At 67.8% G+C, this 15,612-nt stretch carries 17 protein-coding genes; 11 read left to right on the plus strand and 6 right to left on the minus strand.

Features of this window, described 5'->3' with window-relative positions:
* Positions 1-19 precede the first annotated feature (19 nt).
* Both ABZS43_RS00470 and ABZS43_RS00475 read right to left on the minus strand, forming a co-directional pair.
* Positions 20-742 (minus strand): Mut7-C RNAse domain-containing protein, encoded by a 723-nt coding sequence (locus tag ABZS43_RS00470; protein ID WP_355033644.1) that lies wholly within the window; start codon positions 740-742, stop codon positions 20-22.
* A gap of 68 nt (positions 743-810) precedes the next feature.
* Positions 811-2,823 carry an EAL domain-containing protein gene (locus ABZS43_RS00475; protein WP_355033645.1) on the minus strand — a complete coding sequence of 671 codons (2,013 nt, stop codon included), beginning with the start codon at positions 2,821-2,823 and terminating at the stop codon, positions 811-813.
* 218 nt (positions 2,824-3,041) lie between these two features.
* On the opposite strand from ABZS43_RS00475, the gene ABZS43_RS00480 reads away from it, so the two are divergent.
* The gene (locus tag ABZS43_RS00480; protein WP_355033646.1) at positions 3,042-3,848 is read left to right on the plus strand and encodes an SAM-dependent methyltransferase; all 807 of its coding nucleotides are present in this window, start codon (positions 3,042-3,044) and stop codon (positions 3,846-3,848) included.
* Between the two features lie 7 nt (positions 3,849-3,855).
* Here the strand turns inward: ABZS43_RS00480 and trxA are convergent, their stop codons facing one another.
* Positions 3,856-4,188 (minus strand): thioredoxin, encoded by a 333-nt coding sequence (gene trxA, locus ABZS43_RS00485; RefSeq protein ID WP_355033647.1) that lies wholly within the window; start codon positions 4,186-4,188, stop codon positions 3,856-3,858.
* A 204-nt stretch (positions 4,189-4,392) separates the two neighbouring features.
* Between trxA and ABZS43_RS00490 the strand changes: the two genes are divergently transcribed.
* Together ABZS43_RS00490 and ABZS43_RS00495 are read left to right on the plus strand one after the other, a co-directional pair.
* Positions 4,393-4,890: an Rv3235 family protein gene (locus ABZS43_RS00490; protein ID WP_355033648.1), complete on the plus strand. Its 498-nt coding sequence runs from the start codon at positions 4,393-4,395 to the stop codon at positions 4,888-4,890.
* A gap of 84 nt (positions 4,891-4,974) precedes the next feature.
* Positions 4,975-5,244 (plus strand): DUF2277 domain-containing protein, encoded by a 270-nt coding sequence (locus tag ABZS43_RS00495; protein ID WP_355033649.1) that lies wholly within the window; start codon positions 4,975-4,977, stop codon positions 5,242-5,244.
* A 40-nt stretch (positions 5,245-5,284) separates the two neighbouring features.
* Here the strand turns inward: ABZS43_RS00495 and ABZS43_RS00500 are convergent, their stop codons facing one another.
* Positions 5,285-5,758, minus strand: a complete 474-nt coding sequence (locus tag ABZS43_RS00500; RefSeq protein ID WP_355033650.1) for an NUDIX domain-containing protein — start codon at positions 5,756-5,758, stop codon at positions 5,285-5,287.
* Between the two features lie 87 nt (positions 5,759-5,845).
* Here ABZS43_RS00500 and ilvD point away from each other — a divergent pair, with 87 nt between their 5' ends.
* The 3 genes from ilvD (at position 5,846) to ABZS43_RS00515 (ending at position 8,850) form a co-directional block, all read left to right on the plus strand.
* Entirely contained in the window at positions 5,846-7,555 is a 1,710-nt protein-coding gene (ilvD, locus tag ABZS43_RS00505) for a dihydroxy-acid dehydratase (protein WP_355033651.1), read from the plus strand.
* Between the two features lie 102 nt (positions 7,556-7,657).
* A complete protein-coding gene (locus ABZS43_RS00510; RefSeq protein WP_355033652.1) occupies positions 7,658-8,260 on the plus strand; it encodes an ATP-dependent Clp protease proteolytic subunit in 603 nt (200 codons plus the stop codon).
* Positions 8,257-8,850, plus strand: a complete 594-nt coding sequence (locus ABZS43_RS00515) for an ATP-dependent Clp protease proteolytic subunit (protein ID WP_355033653.1) — start codon at positions 8,257-8,259, stop codon at positions 8,848-8,850. Before ABZS43_RS00510 ends, ABZS43_RS00515 begins: the two co-directional genes overlap by 4 nt.
* A gap of 10 nt (positions 8,851-8,860) precedes the next feature.
* Here the strand turns inward: ABZS43_RS00515 and ABZS43_RS00520 are convergent, their stop codons facing one another.
* Both ABZS43_RS00520 and ABZS43_RS00525 read right to left on the minus strand, forming a co-directional pair.
* Complete coding sequence (locus tag ABZS43_RS00520; protein WP_355033654.1) at positions 8,861-9,244, minus strand: helix-turn-helix transcriptional regulator; 384 nt, start codon at positions 9,242-9,244, stop codon at positions 8,861-8,863.
* A gap of 110 nt (positions 9,245-9,354) precedes the next feature.
* Positions 9,355-9,789, minus strand: a complete 435-nt coding sequence (locus ABZS43_RS00525; protein WP_355033655.1) for a lytic transglycosylase domain-containing protein — start codon at positions 9,787-9,789, stop codon at positions 9,355-9,357.
* Positions 9,790-10,343: 554 nt separating this feature from the next.
* Between ABZS43_RS00525 and ABZS43_RS00530 the strand changes: the two genes are divergently transcribed.
* Genes ABZS43_RS00530 through ABZS43_RS00550 form a run of 5 tightly spaced genes read left to right on the plus strand, consistent with a single transcriptional unit; the run spans position 10,344 to position 15,612 of the window.
* A complete protein-coding gene (locus ABZS43_RS00530; protein ID WP_355033656.1) occupies positions 10,344-10,889 on the plus strand; it encodes an MSMEG_0572/Sll0783 family nitrogen starvation response protein in 546 nt (181 codons plus the stop codon).
* A gap of 8 nt (positions 10,890-10,897) precedes the next feature.
* Complete coding sequence (locus ABZS43_RS00535) at positions 10,898-11,956, plus strand: MSMEG_0568 family radical SAM protein (protein WP_355033657.1); 1,059 nt, start codon at positions 10,898-10,900, stop codon at positions 11,954-11,956.
* Position 11,957: 1 nt separating this feature from the next.
* Positions 11,958-13,409 carry an MSMEG_0567/sll0787 family protein gene (locus ABZS43_RS00540; protein WP_355033658.1) on the plus strand — a complete coding sequence of 484 codons (1,452 nt, stop codon included), beginning with the start codon at positions 11,958-11,960 and terminating at the stop codon, positions 13,407-13,409.
* Positions 13,406-14,344: a carbon-nitrogen hydrolase family protein gene (locus tag ABZS43_RS00545; RefSeq protein ID WP_355033659.1), complete on the plus strand. Its 939-nt coding sequence runs from the start codon at positions 13,406-13,408 to the stop codon at positions 14,342-14,344. Before ABZS43_RS00540 ends, ABZS43_RS00545 begins: the two co-directional genes overlap by 4 nt.
* Complete coding sequence (locus tag ABZS43_RS00550) at positions 14,341-15,612, plus strand: MSMEG_0569 family flavin-dependent oxidoreductase (protein ID WP_355033660.1); 1,272 nt, start codon at positions 14,341-14,343, stop codon at positions 15,610-15,612. Before ABZS43_RS00545 ends, ABZS43_RS00550 begins: the two co-directional genes overlap by 4 nt.

Below are 15,612 nucleotides of genomic sequence, written 5' to 3' on the forward strand. Positions count from 1 at the left end.
TCGTCGACGAAATAGCCGGTCAGATACCGAATTTCGCCTCGGCGTTCGCGACGATCTCGTCCAGGCGCGCGTGGTGGGCGCCTTTCCAATACGCCTGCCCGCATTCCACGCATTGTGCGAAAGTGTCGTAGGTCTGCTCGGTGCTGCCTGGCAGTTGCCCGCGCATGGACTCCTTGTCGGCGGCGCGCAGAGCCCCGTTGCACGCGGTGCAGCGGGTCCACGGCGCGAGCCGAGGGGCGAAGCGGGACAGCACATCGTCGAGTTGATCGGCGGGCCGGTGACTGTAGATGTACGCGCCCGCGAAGATTTCGCGCCGCCGCAACAGGCCGCGATCACGGGAGAGCAGCACGCGGCGCTCGGTCGCCGACCGGGTCGCCAGCGCCGCGTCACCGATATCGGGATTCTCGTACGCCGCATCGATGCCGAGCAGTCGTAGTCGCCGCGCCAGGGTGCCGAGGTGGATATCGAGCAGGAATCGCAGCGGTTCGGCACGCCGCTGCGGACGTGTGACCGCCCGCACCGAAATCCGTTCGCCCGCGACGGGCACGTGCGAGGCGAGGACCGCCCGACCGTCCACCAGCAGCGCCCCGACCTCGGTGAGTGGCACCCCGAGCGATTCCACCAGGTGCCCGAGTGTCGAAACTCCGTCGATCCTGGCGGCGGATTGCCCACCCCTTCGCGCCGCGCCGATGAACAGATCCTGCTCGGGCGCGAAGTCGATGGTGATCTCCCCGGCGTTCACCTAGTCAGGATGCCAGTGCGCGGGCCGCCGCGCCCAGCGGGTTTTCCCGACCGCCGGTCCCGGCCCCATCACCGCGAATGATCGATCGCGGGCTCGGCGAGCAGATCGGTGATCCGGTGCGCGGGCATCGGCCGATGGAAATGCCAGCCCTGGGCGGTATCGCAGCCGAGGGCCTGCAGGCGTTCGGCCTGGTACGCGGTTTCCACGCATTCGGCGGTGACGCTGAGTCCGAGTGCGTGAGTGAGCCCGATGATGGTGTCCAGCACGAGCAGATCGGTGCCGTTGACCGTCTCCGGGGTGCGGATGCGCTGCACGAACGGGCCCGCGAGTTTGACCACGTGCAGCGGAAGCTGGCCGAGATAGGCCAGATTGGAGTAGCCGGTGCCGAAATCATCGATGGCGATGCGGACGCCCGTTTCGGACAGGGTGCGCAGCGCTTGCAGCGGCAACCCCTCGGCTTCCATGAACGTGCGTTCGGTCAGTTCCAGCTGTAATCGGTTCGGCGGGATCCCGGTATCGGCGATGATCCGCTGTACCCGTGCCAACCAGTTCGGATCGGCTACCTCGGCGGCGGAGACATTCACGCTCACCGTCGGTGTCTGCTCCGGGAACAGGTCGTGCCACCGTCTGCTGTCGCGGCAGGCCAATTCGAGTACCAGGGCCCCGAGCGCGTCGATATGGCCGTTGTCCTCGGCGAGATCGACGAACCGGCCGGGTGGGAGCACCCCCAGTTCGGGATGTCGCCAGCGCACCAGCGCCTCGACCGCGACCAGGCGTTGATCGCCGAGTGCGACGATGGGCTGGTAGTCGAGGAAGAATTCGCCACGGGTGAAGGACGCGGGCATGGCCGCCGAGAGTTCGGCCCTGGTGTTCTCCCGCCTGCCGCGGTCGGCGTCGAAAACCGAATAGCAGTCGCGTCCCGCCGCTTTGGCCCAGTACATGGTGGTATCGGCGGCCTGCACCATCTCGTCGGCGGACGTGTGCTGGCCGCGGTCCTCGATCACCCCGATGCTGGCGGTGATCGTCACATGGTTGCCGTGGATATCGAAAGGCCGTGCCAGCGCGTCGAGTACGCGGCGGGCCAATCCGGTGACCTCGCCGAGACCACGCGGACGCGGGACGAGGACGACGAATTCATCGCCGCCCATCCTGGCCACCAGATCCTCGGGGAGCGAGACGCAGGCGCTCAGGCGCGCGGCGGCCTGGACGAGCAGTTCGTCACCGGCCGCGTGGCCGAAGGTGTCGTTGACGCTCTTGAAATGGTCGAGGTCGACGTAGCAGAGGCCGACCGCTGCGGACGGGTCGGCGAAGGCCACCGAGAGCGCGTCGAAGAACCGGGACCGGTTCGGCAGTCCGGTGAGCTGGTCGTGGTGGGCGCGGTAGTGCAACCGCTCGCGCAGCGCGCGACGCTCGGAAATATCCTCGACCAGCACCAGTGTGTACTGCGGTGCGCCGTCCGCGTCGCGGATGAGCGAGACGTTGAGGTTGGTCCACACGGCATGGCCGAGGCGATGGGTGTAGGCCTTCTCCACCTGGACGTTGTCGTGTTCGCCGCGGATCAGCGCCGCGTAGACCTCCCACATCGCCGGTGGGTCGTCCGGATGGGTGAGGTCGGTGACCGACAGCGTGCACATGTCGGCGGGTTCGTAGCCGAGCATATGCGCGAACGCGGTATTGACCTCGATGATCCGCCCGGTCATATCCGATATTCCGGTACCGACCCCGGCCTGGGCGAATACCGCGCGCAATCTGGCCTCGCTGGCGCGCAGCTGTTCCTGCGCGTCGCGTCGCGCGGCGATCTCGGCCGATCTGACGCTTTCCTGTTCGGCCAGCAGCCAACTGCGGAAGGCCCGTAGGTAACCGGTGGTGAACGCGGCCAGTAATTCCCCTGCGGCACTGCCGAAATACTCGATGAGGACGGCGACGCTGCGTCCGAGCACGTCGTTGCCGATGAAATGCGAGCGGGCCAGACGAGCGCCGACCGCGGCGACGCGGGCGGTGGGCAGCGGGGAGCTGCTCGCGGCATCGCCGAGTTCGCCGGCCAGCTCGACCAGCAGCAGGCGCGCTTCGGCCGTACTCATCGGCACGATGTGATCGCGAGCCCCCATGCGGAGTGCTGCGGCCCATCTGTCGGCGAGATCGGCGTGCGGGCCGTGAGGATGTGGTGCGGGCCCGGCATCCCAACCCATAGGGCCTGATACTAGTGGACGAAGCCCGTATCGCGCTGAGCTGGGATACGATGCACCCGCCGACATGGTGTTCGGCGAAACAGGGTCGGTGCGAGAGGATTTGGGGATCCATGACCAGACCGAGCTGGGCTCCGGAGGGGATCGACCTGGATCGGCCCAGCGCGTCCCGGGTGTACGACTACTTCGTCGGCGGCATGCACAACTTCGAGATCGACCGCGTTCTCGCACAGCAGATCGCCGCGTTCACCCCGAATATCGCCGAGACCATGCGCGCGAACCGGGAACTGTTGCGCCGCTGCGTGCGCTTCCTCGCCGAAACGGGGATCGACCAGTTCCTCGACATCGGCTCGGGTATTCCGACGGTCGGCAACGTCCACGAGGTCGCCCATGCCGTCGATCCCTCGGCGCGGGTGGTCTACGTCGATATCGATCCGGTCGCCGTCGCGCACAGCAGCGCCATCCTGGACGGTGATCCGAATACCGCCGTCATCCACGCCGACGCGGCCGAGCCGGCGCGGATCCTGGCCGACCCGCAGGTGCGCGCGCTGATCGATTTCGAGAAACCCGTCGCCGTATTGCTGCTCGGTGTCCTGCATTTCGTCGCGGACGAGGCGGACCCCGCCGGATGCGTCGCGGTGCTGCGCGACGCCGTGGCACCGGGTAGTTACCTGGCGATCACGCACGCCACCGCCGACGGCCAGCCCGCCGAGGTGCTGGAGGCGCAGAAGCTGTCCGGGCGGACCTCGACCGAAATCGTGCTGCGCACCCATGACGAGATCGCCGCCTACTTCGACGGCTGGTCGCTGGTGGAACCCGGCCTCGTGCATCTGCCGCTGTGGCGTCCGGAGAATCCGTCCGATGTCGGCGAGAACGCGTGGGAGTCGGGCGCGTACGGCGGTGTCGCGCGCAAGATCTGAGCTCGTCTCAGAGCACGTCGGCCAGATCCGCCATGAGGCGTCGCTTGGCACGCGCGCCGACGGTGGCTTGCACCGGTTCGCCGTCGCGGAAGACCATGAGCGTCGGCATGGACAGCACCCGGTATGCCGCGGTGGTTTCGGGATTCGCGTCGACGTCGAGCGCGACCACCTTCAGCCGCCCCAGCTGCTCCTCGGCGATCTCGGCCAGTATCGGGGCGATCATCCGGCACGGTGGGCACCAGGATGCCGTGAATTCGACGAGAACCGGAATTCCGGACTCGATGACCTCCCGGGTGAAGGTCGCATCGGTCACCGTCGTGACGGCCTCGGTTCGCAGCATGATGTCTCCCGCATTCCGTTGTCGGCGCGGCATTTCCGCGTCCGCTACCGACGCTAAGGCTTGACGCCGACGTCAAGGCAAGCGATTCGCGCCCGTCGTGGGGGCGAATCAGGTAGTGCGCTACTCGGGTGCGCCATCGGAACCCACCGCAGAATCGGCGCGATCACATCGGGTGCGGTCCGAATCCGAATCAGGGGAATCCGGTTGACCGAAAGCGATGGGGCGCTGTCGTCGGCCCCGAGTTTCGAACCACCACTGCGTGGCGCGCATATCCGCGCCGCGCCGCCGGGGCATGGACGGGCGGCGCCGTGCCGATCCGCGACGGTGCGTCGCACGGCGCGCCAGCGGGTGCTGCCCGCGCGGACGGTCGGCGAGGGATACTCCTCGGCCAGGAAATTCGCCGAGCGAGCGCTGCGCGTCGTCCTCGAAGTACTCGATCACCGCAGACCGGTCGGCCAGCTGAGCGCCGTCGCGTATCCGCCGGTCGTGGCGGCGCTGCGCAGTCTGGTCGGCGGTGATCTTGTCCCCGCGCGCGAACTCGGGGTCGCCGTGCTGGCACGGGTGGATATCGCGATGGTCGACCCGGCCGCCGCCGAGGTCTACGCCCGCTACCACCGAGGCACGCGCCACTTCGCGGTGGCCGCCAGAATCGCCTGCACCCGCGCCGATGGCTGGAAGGTGACGGCGCTGCGCGTGTGCTGACGCCGGATACGAACCTCCGCCGAACGTGTTCGCCCGGTGTCGCGAGCATGGGCGAGGCAACGTCGACCGCGCTAGCCTCGGGATATGTGCCGAAATATCACCCCACTGCGCGGGCTGGAGCCTGCGGCGACACCCGAGGAAGTCACCGCGGCGGCCCTGCAATACGTCCGCAAGGTCGGCGGTCTGTCGAGTATCTCCGAGGCCACGCGCCCCGCTGTCGATGACGCCGTCGCCGAGATCGCCGCGGCGACCAACCGGCTGCTCGCCCGGTTACCCGAGCGGAAGATGCCGCCCAAGACGATCCCGCCACTGCGCAGGCCCGAGGTGCAGGCGCGGATCCACGCTCACGACTGACTCGTCGCGCGCCGGCTACCGGCCGCGACGCAAACCCGCCTCAGCTCGCGGGCTCGAACCACGCGGGTTCCTCGGTCAGCGACTGCTCGACGCGGAACCGGTCGTGCGCGGCCAGTTCGGGCATCGCGGCCGGATCGAACCAGCCGACCTCCAGTGATTCGTCGTCGTTGACCCTGGCCTCGCCGTCCACCGCGCGACAGCGCAGGGTGATATCCATGAACTGGCAGATATCGCCGTTCGGATAGGTATGCGGCGGCAGCGCGCGCACCAGCACGATGCGCTCGACGACGCATCGCACGGCGGTCTCCTCGTAGACCTCGCGCACCGCGCACACCGCGGGCTGTTCGCCCGGCTCCGGCATCCCCGCGATGATCGCCCACCGTCCGGAATCCGCGCGCCTGCCGAGTAGCACGCGTCCGGCCTCGTCGAAGACGACCGCGGATACGCCGGGCAGCCAGAGCAGTTGTCGGCCCGCGCTCGCGCGGATGGTGTGGATGAAATCGGGTGTCGCCATGGAGTCGACGATAGGCACGGGCGAGGAATCAGCACTACGACGGCGGTGAACGCCTCCGAACCGGTGCGACGGCGGTACGTTGCACTGATGACCACCACGAACCGGCCCGGAGCCGACATCAAGCCACGCAGCCGCGATGTCACCGATGGACTGGAGAAGACCGCGGCGCGCGGAATGCTGCGCGCGGTCGGGATGGGCGACGCCGATTTCGCCAAATCCCAGATCGGTGTCGCGTCGTCGTGGAACGAGATCACGCCGTGCAATCTGTCGCTGGACCGGCTGGCCAAGGCGTGTAAGGACGGCGTCTTCGAAGGCGGCGGCTATCCGCTGGAATTCGGCACCATCTCGGTGTCCGACGGAATCTCGATGGGCCACGAGGGTATGCATTTCTCGTTGGTCTCGCGGGAAGTGATCGCCGACAGCGTGGAGACGGTGATGCAGGCCGAGCGGCTCGACGGCTCGGTGTTGCTCGCTGGCTGCGATAAATCGCTGCCCGGCATGTTGATGGCGGCGGCCAGGCTCGATCTGGCCAGCGTCTTCCTGTACGCGGGGTCGATTCTGCCCGGTATCGCCAAACTGTCCGACGGCTCCGAGCGCGAGGTCACCATCATCGACGCCTTCGAGGCGGTCGGGGCATGTTCGCGCGGGCTGATGTCGCGCGAGGACGTCGACGCGATCGAACGCGCGATCTGTCCAGGCGAGGGCGCGTGCGGCGGGATGTACACCGCCAACACCATGGCGAGCGCGGCCGAGGCCCTCGGCATGTCGCTGCCGGGCAGCGCGGCGCCGCCCGCCACCGATCGCCGCCGCGACGGATTCGCGCGCAGCAGCGGTCGAGCCGTCGTCGAATTGCTGCGGCGCGGTATCACCGCCCGCGACATCCTCACCCGCGAGGCGTTCGAGAACGCCATCGCGGTGGTCATGGCCTTCGGCGGTTCGACCAATGCCGTACTGCACCTGCTCGCCATCGCGCACGAGGCGGAGGTCGCGCTCGATCTCGACGATTTCGCCAGGGTCGGCGCGAGGGTGCCGCACCTGGCCGATGTGAAACCGTTCGGCAGCTACGTGATGACCGATGTCGACCGGATCGGCGGCGTGCCGGTGATCATGAAGGCGTTGCTCGATGCCGGTCTGCTGCACGGTGATTGCCTCACCGTGACCGGAAAGACGGTGGCGCAGAACCTCGCCGACATCGCCCCACCCGATCCGGATGGAAAAGTGCTGCGCGCCATGACCTCTCCCATCCATCCGACCGGCGGCATCACCATACTGCGCGGCTCGCTCGCCCCCGGCGGCGCGGTGGTCAAGTCGGCGGGTTTCGATTCGAGTGTATTCACCGGCACCGCAAGGGTTTTCGAACGCGAGCGGGCCGCGCTCGACGCGCTGGAGGACGGCACAATCACCGGCGGAGACGTGGTCGTCATCCGCTACGAGGGCCCCAAGGGCGGTCCCGGTATGCGGGAGATGCTCGCCATCACCGCCGCGATCAAGGGCGCGGGACTCGGTAAGGAGGTGCTGCTGCTGACCGATGGCCGCTTCTCCGGCGGCACCACCGGCCTCTGCGTCGGCCACGTCGCCCCCGAAGCGGTGGACGGCGGCCCGATCGCGTTCATCCGCGACGGCGATCGGATCACCCTCGACGTCGCGAACGGAACGCTCGACCTCGACGTCGACGAACCGGAGTTGGTCGCCCGCAGCGTCGACTGGCAGCCGTTGCCGCCGCGCTACACCCGGGGTGTCCTGGCGAAATACACCAAACTGGTCGGGTCGGCGTCCGGTGGCGCTGTCTGCGGGTAGATCCCGAACAGCGTCGCGCCGTGCGCTCCTCGCTGCTGTGAGCGGATCTGCCGTGGGCAGCGCGGGGCGATTTCCCGGACCCGCGCGGTGCACCGTGGAGACATGGCTCACGACGAGAAGAATCCGATGTTCAGTTGGCGCGCACGGGAGCAACTGCTCGGCCGCCGGATAGTGGTGCTCGACGGTCCGCTCGACGATGACAACGGGACACTGCTGATGACCCAGTTGCTCACCCTCGCCGCCGAGGACGGCGAGGCGGGGATCTCGCTGTGGATCCATTCACCGGGCGGATCGGTGCCCGCGATGCTCGCCATCCGCGATGTCATGCGGTTGATCCCGTGCGAGGTGTCGACGCTGGCGCTCGGGTTGGCTTGCAGCGCCGGACAATTCCTGCTGTCGTCGGGAGATCGCGGGCGACGGTTCGCGCTACCGCACGCGCGGATTCTGATGCACCAGGGTTCGGCTGGCATCGGTGGCAGCACCGTCGACGTCGAAGTGCAGGCCGACGATCTGCGCTACACCGTCGACACCGTCCTCGGCATCATCTCCGAGGACACCGGCCAACCCTTCGACCGGGTGTACGAGGATTCGCTGCACGACCGGTGGTTCACCGCGAGCCAGGCCAGGGAGTACGGCTTCGTCGACCACATCGTGGACTCTTTCGCGCAGATCGTTCCGCAACGGCACCGGATCGGAATCTCATGAGCAGCTACACCATTCCCAATGTCATCGCCCAGCATCCGCGCGGCGGGGAGCGGATCACCGATATCTATTCGCATCTGCTCACCGAGCGGATCGTCTACCTCGGCACCCCGATCGATTCGGGAGTGGCGAACGCGCTGATCGCCCAACTGCTGCACCTGGAATCGGAAAGTCCCGAACGGGAGATCCAGCTCTACATCAATTGCGAGGGCGGGGATCTGCCGTCGATGCTGGCTGTCTACGACACCATCCAGCACATCGGCGCGCCCGTGCACACGACCTGCGTCGGCCAGGCCATCGCGGTCGGCGCGGTGCTGCTCGCCGGTGGCTCGCCGGGGCATCGCGCCATGCTCCCGCACGCCAGAGTCGTTCTGCACCAGCCCGCCGCGCGCGGTCAGGGCGCGATCCCCGACCTGATCATCCAGGCCGACGAACTGGTGCGGATGCGCGCGGAGATCGAATCCATCCTGGCCAGGCATACGGGGCAATCCGCGGAACGGCTGCGTCACGACACCGATCGGGACCGGGTCTTCACCGCCCAAGCCGCGGTCGACTACGGGCTGGCCGATCTGGTGATGGCGCCGCGCGGCTGATCCCGCACGGTCAGGCCGCCAGCAGTCGCAGCGTCGGCGCGGCGTTCGACCGGGGCGCCGATTGCGGTACGGCGGTCAGGCGTCGCGCCCGCAGTTCGTCGGCCACCTGCTCGGTGAGTCCGCCGAGGGTGGTGCCGAGCGCGCCCGTCAACGCGGCGATCATCTCGCTCGACGGTTCCTTCCGACCGCGCTCCACCTCGGACAGATATTGTGGTGAGATACCCGCCCGCGTGGCCGTTTCGGCGAGAGTTTCGCCCTGCTCCCTGCGCAATGCGCGCAGGCGCTCACCCAGGACCTCGCGCCACAGCGGTTCCGGCGGGGTCTCGCGCCGCGGCTGCCGAGGTCGGTCGTCACGTCCCCCGGGAATCGCGTGCAATCTCGGATGCTCGGTCATGATCCGAGCGTACGGTCAGCGCCCGCCCCGCCGCGCCCATTACGCTCTGGGCGGAAGGCTATGCCGTGCTCCGCACAGGCCCGCGCGGTCAGCCGACTCGAATCGACGGTCTAATACCAGTGGTGTTCCTGCCAGAACGCCCATGCGCCCTCGGGGCTGCCGTACCGGTCGACCATGTAGTCGTAGGTCCAGCGGATCTGGGTCATCGGATTGAATCGCCAATCGATGCCGTGGGTGCGCATCTTTTCCGGCGGCAGTGCCTGCCCGATCCCGTAGGCGCCGCTGCTCGGGTTGGTGGCGAACACATCCCACCCGCTTTCGCGGGTGATGACATTGTCGAAGGCCGGGAATTGGTGGATCGGCACGATGGTCAGTGCCATCCCCTTGATTCCCGCGCGGACCAGTGTGAACGCGAGTCCGGCGACCGGCGTGACCGAGATGCTCTGATCGGCGGGTAGGACCGGGGCGGGTTCCGCGGTGGCGGGGGCGGCGCAGATTCCGAGGGCGCACGCGGTGATCGCGGCAGCGAGAACGAGACGCGTCATCGGCGAACAGCTCCTTTCGCGTGGTGTGCTCCCATCGAGCAAACCAGTAGTTATCCGAACTGCGACGGAGGCGGCCCGGCGTGTCAGGGCCGGAACATCGATCGAGCCATGGTCCGGCCGCCCAGCACATCGCGCGCGGACGGCCCTACCCGGCTCGCCGATGTCGATCATGGCCGTAGGTGATCGCTGACTCGCGCGCCTCGCGCCCGTCGACATCTACCCTCGGCCCTTGTGTTTCGCCGAGGTGTCGCACTGCGGTCGGCATGTGCGGTCCGTGTTAACGCGAGGGCGCGAAATTCCTGGTCATCCATTACGCGGTAACGACCCATGGGCGATCACGCTCCTGCGGCAACACTTGTGAGAAGTCTCGAATCCATTGAGCCGCAATTGATTACGTGGAATATTCGACCATCGCCGATGGTGAGGGCTCGGTAATCCCCAATTCGTCCCGATGTGACCAAACGGAAATGGCCGGGGCGTGAACTCTATTCATCGGCTCGCAGCACCGACCAGCGACGCCGGTTCCCCGCACCCGAATACATCCAGGAGCAGTCATGGCCGCACCCACCACCTCGCCCGCGGAGATCGAGAAGCAGATCGAGGAGAACATCGCGAAATCACTCGCCGAGATTCCGCATCCGGCGTTGCCGCAGGGCACCAATATCTACGGTTCGACGAAGATATTCCCGGACTATCAGGCGGAGGCGGGCGAAACCTATTTCACCCTCGTGCACGGCATAGCGCACGAATCCTCGGTGAGTTTCGTCGCGATCCTGCAGGCCACCCGCGCTTTGCGCAAGGGATTCGAATCGGCGATCTACTTCTACGGCCCCGGTGCGATCAATTGCGTCGCGACCCGAGGGTTCCCGACCACGGGTGACAGCGGCTTTCCCGGCGAACAGAACATCAACCAGGCCCTGGCGACCTTCATCAAGGAGGGCGGCAAGGTCTTCGCGTGCCGGTTCGGTCTGGCCCTGCACGGCGCGCGCGAACAGGATCTGATCGAGGGCGTCATTCCCGCCCATCCGCTCGACGTGCAGGACGCGCTGATCCACTACGCGCGCAAGGGCGCCATCATCAACTCCACCTACCAGCTGTAGGCGCGACCATGGCCGACCTGTCCACGCGAGTTGATCTGGCGCTCCTCGGAATTCGCGTCGAGGTGCCGGTGCGGCGCCGGTCCGGCGCGGGACCGAGCGATGACGGCCATGTGCTGATCGGCGGTGCCGGCGTCGCCGTCCCCATCCGTTCCGGAAGTCCGTACGAGATCAGGGCGAACCGGCTGCTGTTCGACGGCACCGATCTCGGCGTCGCGGTGGAGCCGGTGGTCAGGCCGCGTTTCTACGACCTGACCACCGCCGACGGCGTCGGCTACGAGAAGATCGCCAAACTGCACGGCGCCGATGTCCTGGCCACCACGGTGGTGCAGACCTGTATTCGCTACGGGGAGGAACAGCGCTGCCGCTTCTGCTCCATCGAGGCGTCGTTGCGGGCGGGCGATACCGTCGCGGTGAAAAGGCCCGATCAATTGGCCGAGGTCGCCGCGGCGGCCGTCCGTCTCGACGGCGTCCGGCAGATGGTGATGACCACGGGTACCTCCGCGGCGGCAGACCGTGGCGCACGCCATCTCGCCCGCTGTGTACGCGCGGTCAAGGCGGCCGTGCCCGAGCTGCCGATCCAGGTGCAGTGCGAACCGCCGGGTGATCTCCACACGATCACCGAATTACATGATGCCGGTGCGGATTCCATCGGAATTCATGTCGAATCCATGGACGACCGGGTGCGAGCGCACTGGATGCCGGGCAAGGCGACCATTCCGCTGAGCGAATACCGCGCGGCCTGGGCGGAGGCGGTGCGCGTCTTCGGCCGCAATCAGGTGTCGACCTACCTGTTGGTCGGCCTCGGTGAGGATCCGGACGAATTGGTTTCCGGCGCGCAGGAACTCATCGATATGGGGGTGTATCCGTTCGTGGTTCCCTTCCGTCCGCTGGCGGGCACCCTCGCCGTCGACGTCGATCACGCTGTCGCGCCGCCCGCAGCGGTGCTCGAAGACGTCAGCCGTCGAGTCGGCGCGGCATTGCGGCGCGCGGGGATGCTGGGCGCCGATCAGAAGGCGGGGTGCGCGGCCTGCGGGGCGTGCAGCGTGCTACCGAATGCGGGAGGGTGAGATGGCCGTCGTCGCCGGAATGTGGACCGACCAATTCGCCACGGCCGCTGCCCCTTCGCTGGACTACTGCGTGCTGTCGGGACATCCGGACCCGGCCGAACCGGCGTCCGGCTACCTGATCGGACTCGCCGATGACCGGCAACTCGAGGCCTACCGGACCCTGCGCCGGGAGAATTTCGTCGTCGAGCAGGGTTTGTTCGCCGGGTCCGATACCGACGATATCGACGACGATTCGCGTACCAGGGTGCTTGTCGCCGTCACCCCGGATGGCGTACTGCTCGGCGGCGTTCGCCTCGCCCCGGCCACACCGGTCGATATCGGGTGGTGGACAGGCAGCAGATTGGTGGTCGACTGCCGCCTGCGTGCCAAGGGAGTGGGACAGGCGCTGGTCCGCGCGGCCTGCGCCTACGCGGAGAACGCGCACGCCCTGCGATTCGAGGCGACGGCGCAGGCCCGATACGAGCCGATGTTCACCCGACTCGGCTGGATTCGATTGGCCGACTGCGTCATCGGTGAGACGGGGCATGTGCGGATGCGCTGGCCGATCGACCGGATCGAACGATTGGCCCGCACCACCAAGGGAATGCTCGCCGAAGCGCTCGCCCCCCTGCGTGGCCAGCAGATGTCATTGGGCGGCACGGGTTTTCGTGGCGACGATGGCGCGCCGGTGCCGGGCAGCGATCTCGTGGCCGCGTGCGACGCGATCATTCCGTCGCTGGTCGAGCGAGATCCGGAATGGGCCGGGTGGTGTGCCGCGTTGGTCAACCTCAACGATCTCGCCGCGATGGGCGCGCACCCGGTCGGCATGTTGGACGCGGTGGGCGCGCCGACCCGCTCGCTGTTGACTCGCGTCCTGCGCGGGCTCGGCCGGGCGAGTGAGATCTGGGGTGTGCCTGTCCTCGGCGGACATACCCAGCTCGGAGTGCCCGCCGCCCTGTCGGTCACCGCGCTCGGCCGCACCGCGCGGCCGATACCGGGCGGTGGCGGCCGGATCGGCGACGAGGTACGTCTCACCGCTGACCTCGGTGGCGGCTGGCGAGCCGGATATGCCGGGAGCCAATGGGATTCGTCATCCCATCGCACCGGAGCGGAGCTGCGCGAGCTGGGCCGGTTCGTGGCGCGGACATCGCCGCACGCGGCCAAGGATGTCAGCATGGCCGGGTTCGCGGGCACCGCGGGAATGCTCGCCGAGGCCAGCGGAGTCGGGGTCGAACTCGATCTGGCGCGCATTCCGAGACCATCGGATGCCTCCCTCGCGGAATGGATCACCTGTTTCCCCGGCTTCGCCATGATCACCGCCGATCGGCCGGGCGCGCGGATCGCACCGGCCGGACCGGCCACCTCCGCCGTGTGCGGGGTCCTCACATCGATACCAGGGGTCACGCTGCGCTGGCCCGACGGAACGACCACGGTCGCGGTGCCAGGCGCCGTCACCGGATTGGGAGAATCATGAGCGAGCTCACGATATCGGTGGCAGCCGCCGAATTCGGCCGCGATATGGACGCGTGCTATCGCACGATCGACGCGCTGATGACACAGGCGCGTGAGCGCGGCAGTGCGCTGCTGGTGCTGCCCGAAGCGTGCCTGGGCGGCTACCTGCCGAGCCTGGGCGGCGGCGGGGAGAGCGAGGAGGCGAAACAGCGCAGGCTGCGCAGTCTGCCGCCCGCCCTCGAACTGGACGGCCTGGAACTGCGGCGGATCATCGCCATGGCAGGCGATCTGGTCGTCACCCTCGGTTTCTGCGAAGCGGATGGGCCTACCCGATACAACGCGGCGGTGACCCTCAACGGCGACGGCATCCTCGGCTCCTACCGCAAGGTGCATCAGCCGCTCGGTGAGAATCTCTGCTACTCGGCGGGATCGGAGTACAAGGCCTTCGATACGCCGGTCGGCCGCCTCGGCATGCAGATCTGCTACGACAAGGCATTCCCGGAGGCGGCGCGCGGCCTCGCCCTCGACGGCGCGCAGATCATCACGTCACTATCGGCGTGGCCGACGGCGCGCACCGCCACCGTGGAGCGGCTCGAAGACGACCGCTGGAAACAGCGATTCGATATCTACGACCGCGCCCGTGCCCTGGAGAACCAGGTCGTCTGGGTGGCCTCGAATCAGGCCGGGTCCTTCGGTTCGCTCCGCTTCGTGTGCAGCGCGAAAATCGTCGGCCCCGGCGGCGAAATGCTCGCCGACACCGGAGTGGCGCCGGGCTTGGCCACTGCCACGGTCGATGTCGCCGCCGCGCTGGAACAGGCGCGCGGCGGGGGCATGTACAACCTGCGCGACCGGCGTCCCGAGCTCTACCACCGCGTCGTGGCGCGCCACGGAGTCGTCGGCCAGCCCGATAGCCCTGCCGATCTGGTCGCGTCCGCGACAGCCGGGAGTCTGCGATGACCGACACGACGAATTCGGCAGCGGCCGTGGAACATCGGGATGTCGTCGTGATCGGCGGCGGTCAGGCGGGACTGTCCATGAGCTGGCAACTCGCGGCCCGCGGCATCGATCACGTGGTCCTCGAACGCGAGACCATCGCGCACGAATGGCGTGACGGTCGCTGGGACAATTTCACCCTGGTCACGCCCAACTGGCAGTGCGTCCTGCCCGGATATTCCTACGACGGGCCTGATCCGCACGGTTTCATGACGCGCGCCGAGGTCTACGACTGGGTGCGCGCCTACGCCGACACCTTCGATCCTCCGGTGCGCGAACATGTCGGCGTCGTGTCGGTGACCCAGTCTCGCGGTGGCGGATTCGACCTGGAGACCACGGCGGGACCGCTGCGCGCCGATCAGGTGGTCGTCGCGGTCGGCGGCTATCACGTGCCGACCATTCCCCGGTTCGCGGAGAAACTTCCGAGGGGGATCAGGCAATTGCATTCGGCCCAGTACCGCAGCGCGGCGCAACTTCCCGATGGCGCGGTACTCGTGGTCGGCACCGGGCAGTCCGGGGCCCAGATCGCCGAAGATCTGCACTTGGACGGGCGGACGGTCCATCTGGCCGCGGGTGACGCGCCCCGGGTAGCGCGGTTCTATCGTGGCCGCGATTGTGTGGCCTGGCTGCACGATATGGGCCACTACGACATCCCCATCCAGCACCAGCCCGGCGGGCTCGGCAAGCGGGAGAACACCAATCACTACGTCACCGGCCGAGGTGGCGGTCGCGATATCGATCTGCGGCAGTTCGCGACCGAAGGGATGTCGCTCTACGGACGCATGATCGATATCGATGGCGCCACCGCCGTTTTCGAGCCCTCGCTGGAGCGTTCGCTCGACGCCGCTGACGCGGTCGCGGAGAGCATCAAGGATTCCATCGACGCCTATATCGCTCGCGCGGGTATCGACGCGCCCGTCGAGCCGAGGTATCGGCCGGTGTGGCGACCCGAACGCGAGATCACCGCGCTCGATCTGCACGCGGCGAATATCTCGGCGGTCATCTGGTCGGTGGGATTCCGCACCGACTACCGCTGGTTGCGCGTCGGCGTCTTCGACGGCGCGGGCCACCCCTGTCACAACCGTGGGGTCACCGATACCGCCGGACTGTATTTCCTTGGGCTGCCGTGGCTGCACACGTGGGGTTCCGGCCGCTTCGCCGCCATCGCGCGCGACGCCGAATACCTGGGCGAGCGCATCGCGGTCGGCGCCAGGGAGACAGCCGCGGCCTGA

Source organism: Nocardia sp. NPDC005366, assembly GCF_040606855.1.
In the GTDB taxonomy this organism is placed as follows: Bacteria; Actinomycetota; Actinomycetes; order Mycobacteriales; family Mycobacteriaceae; genus Nocardia.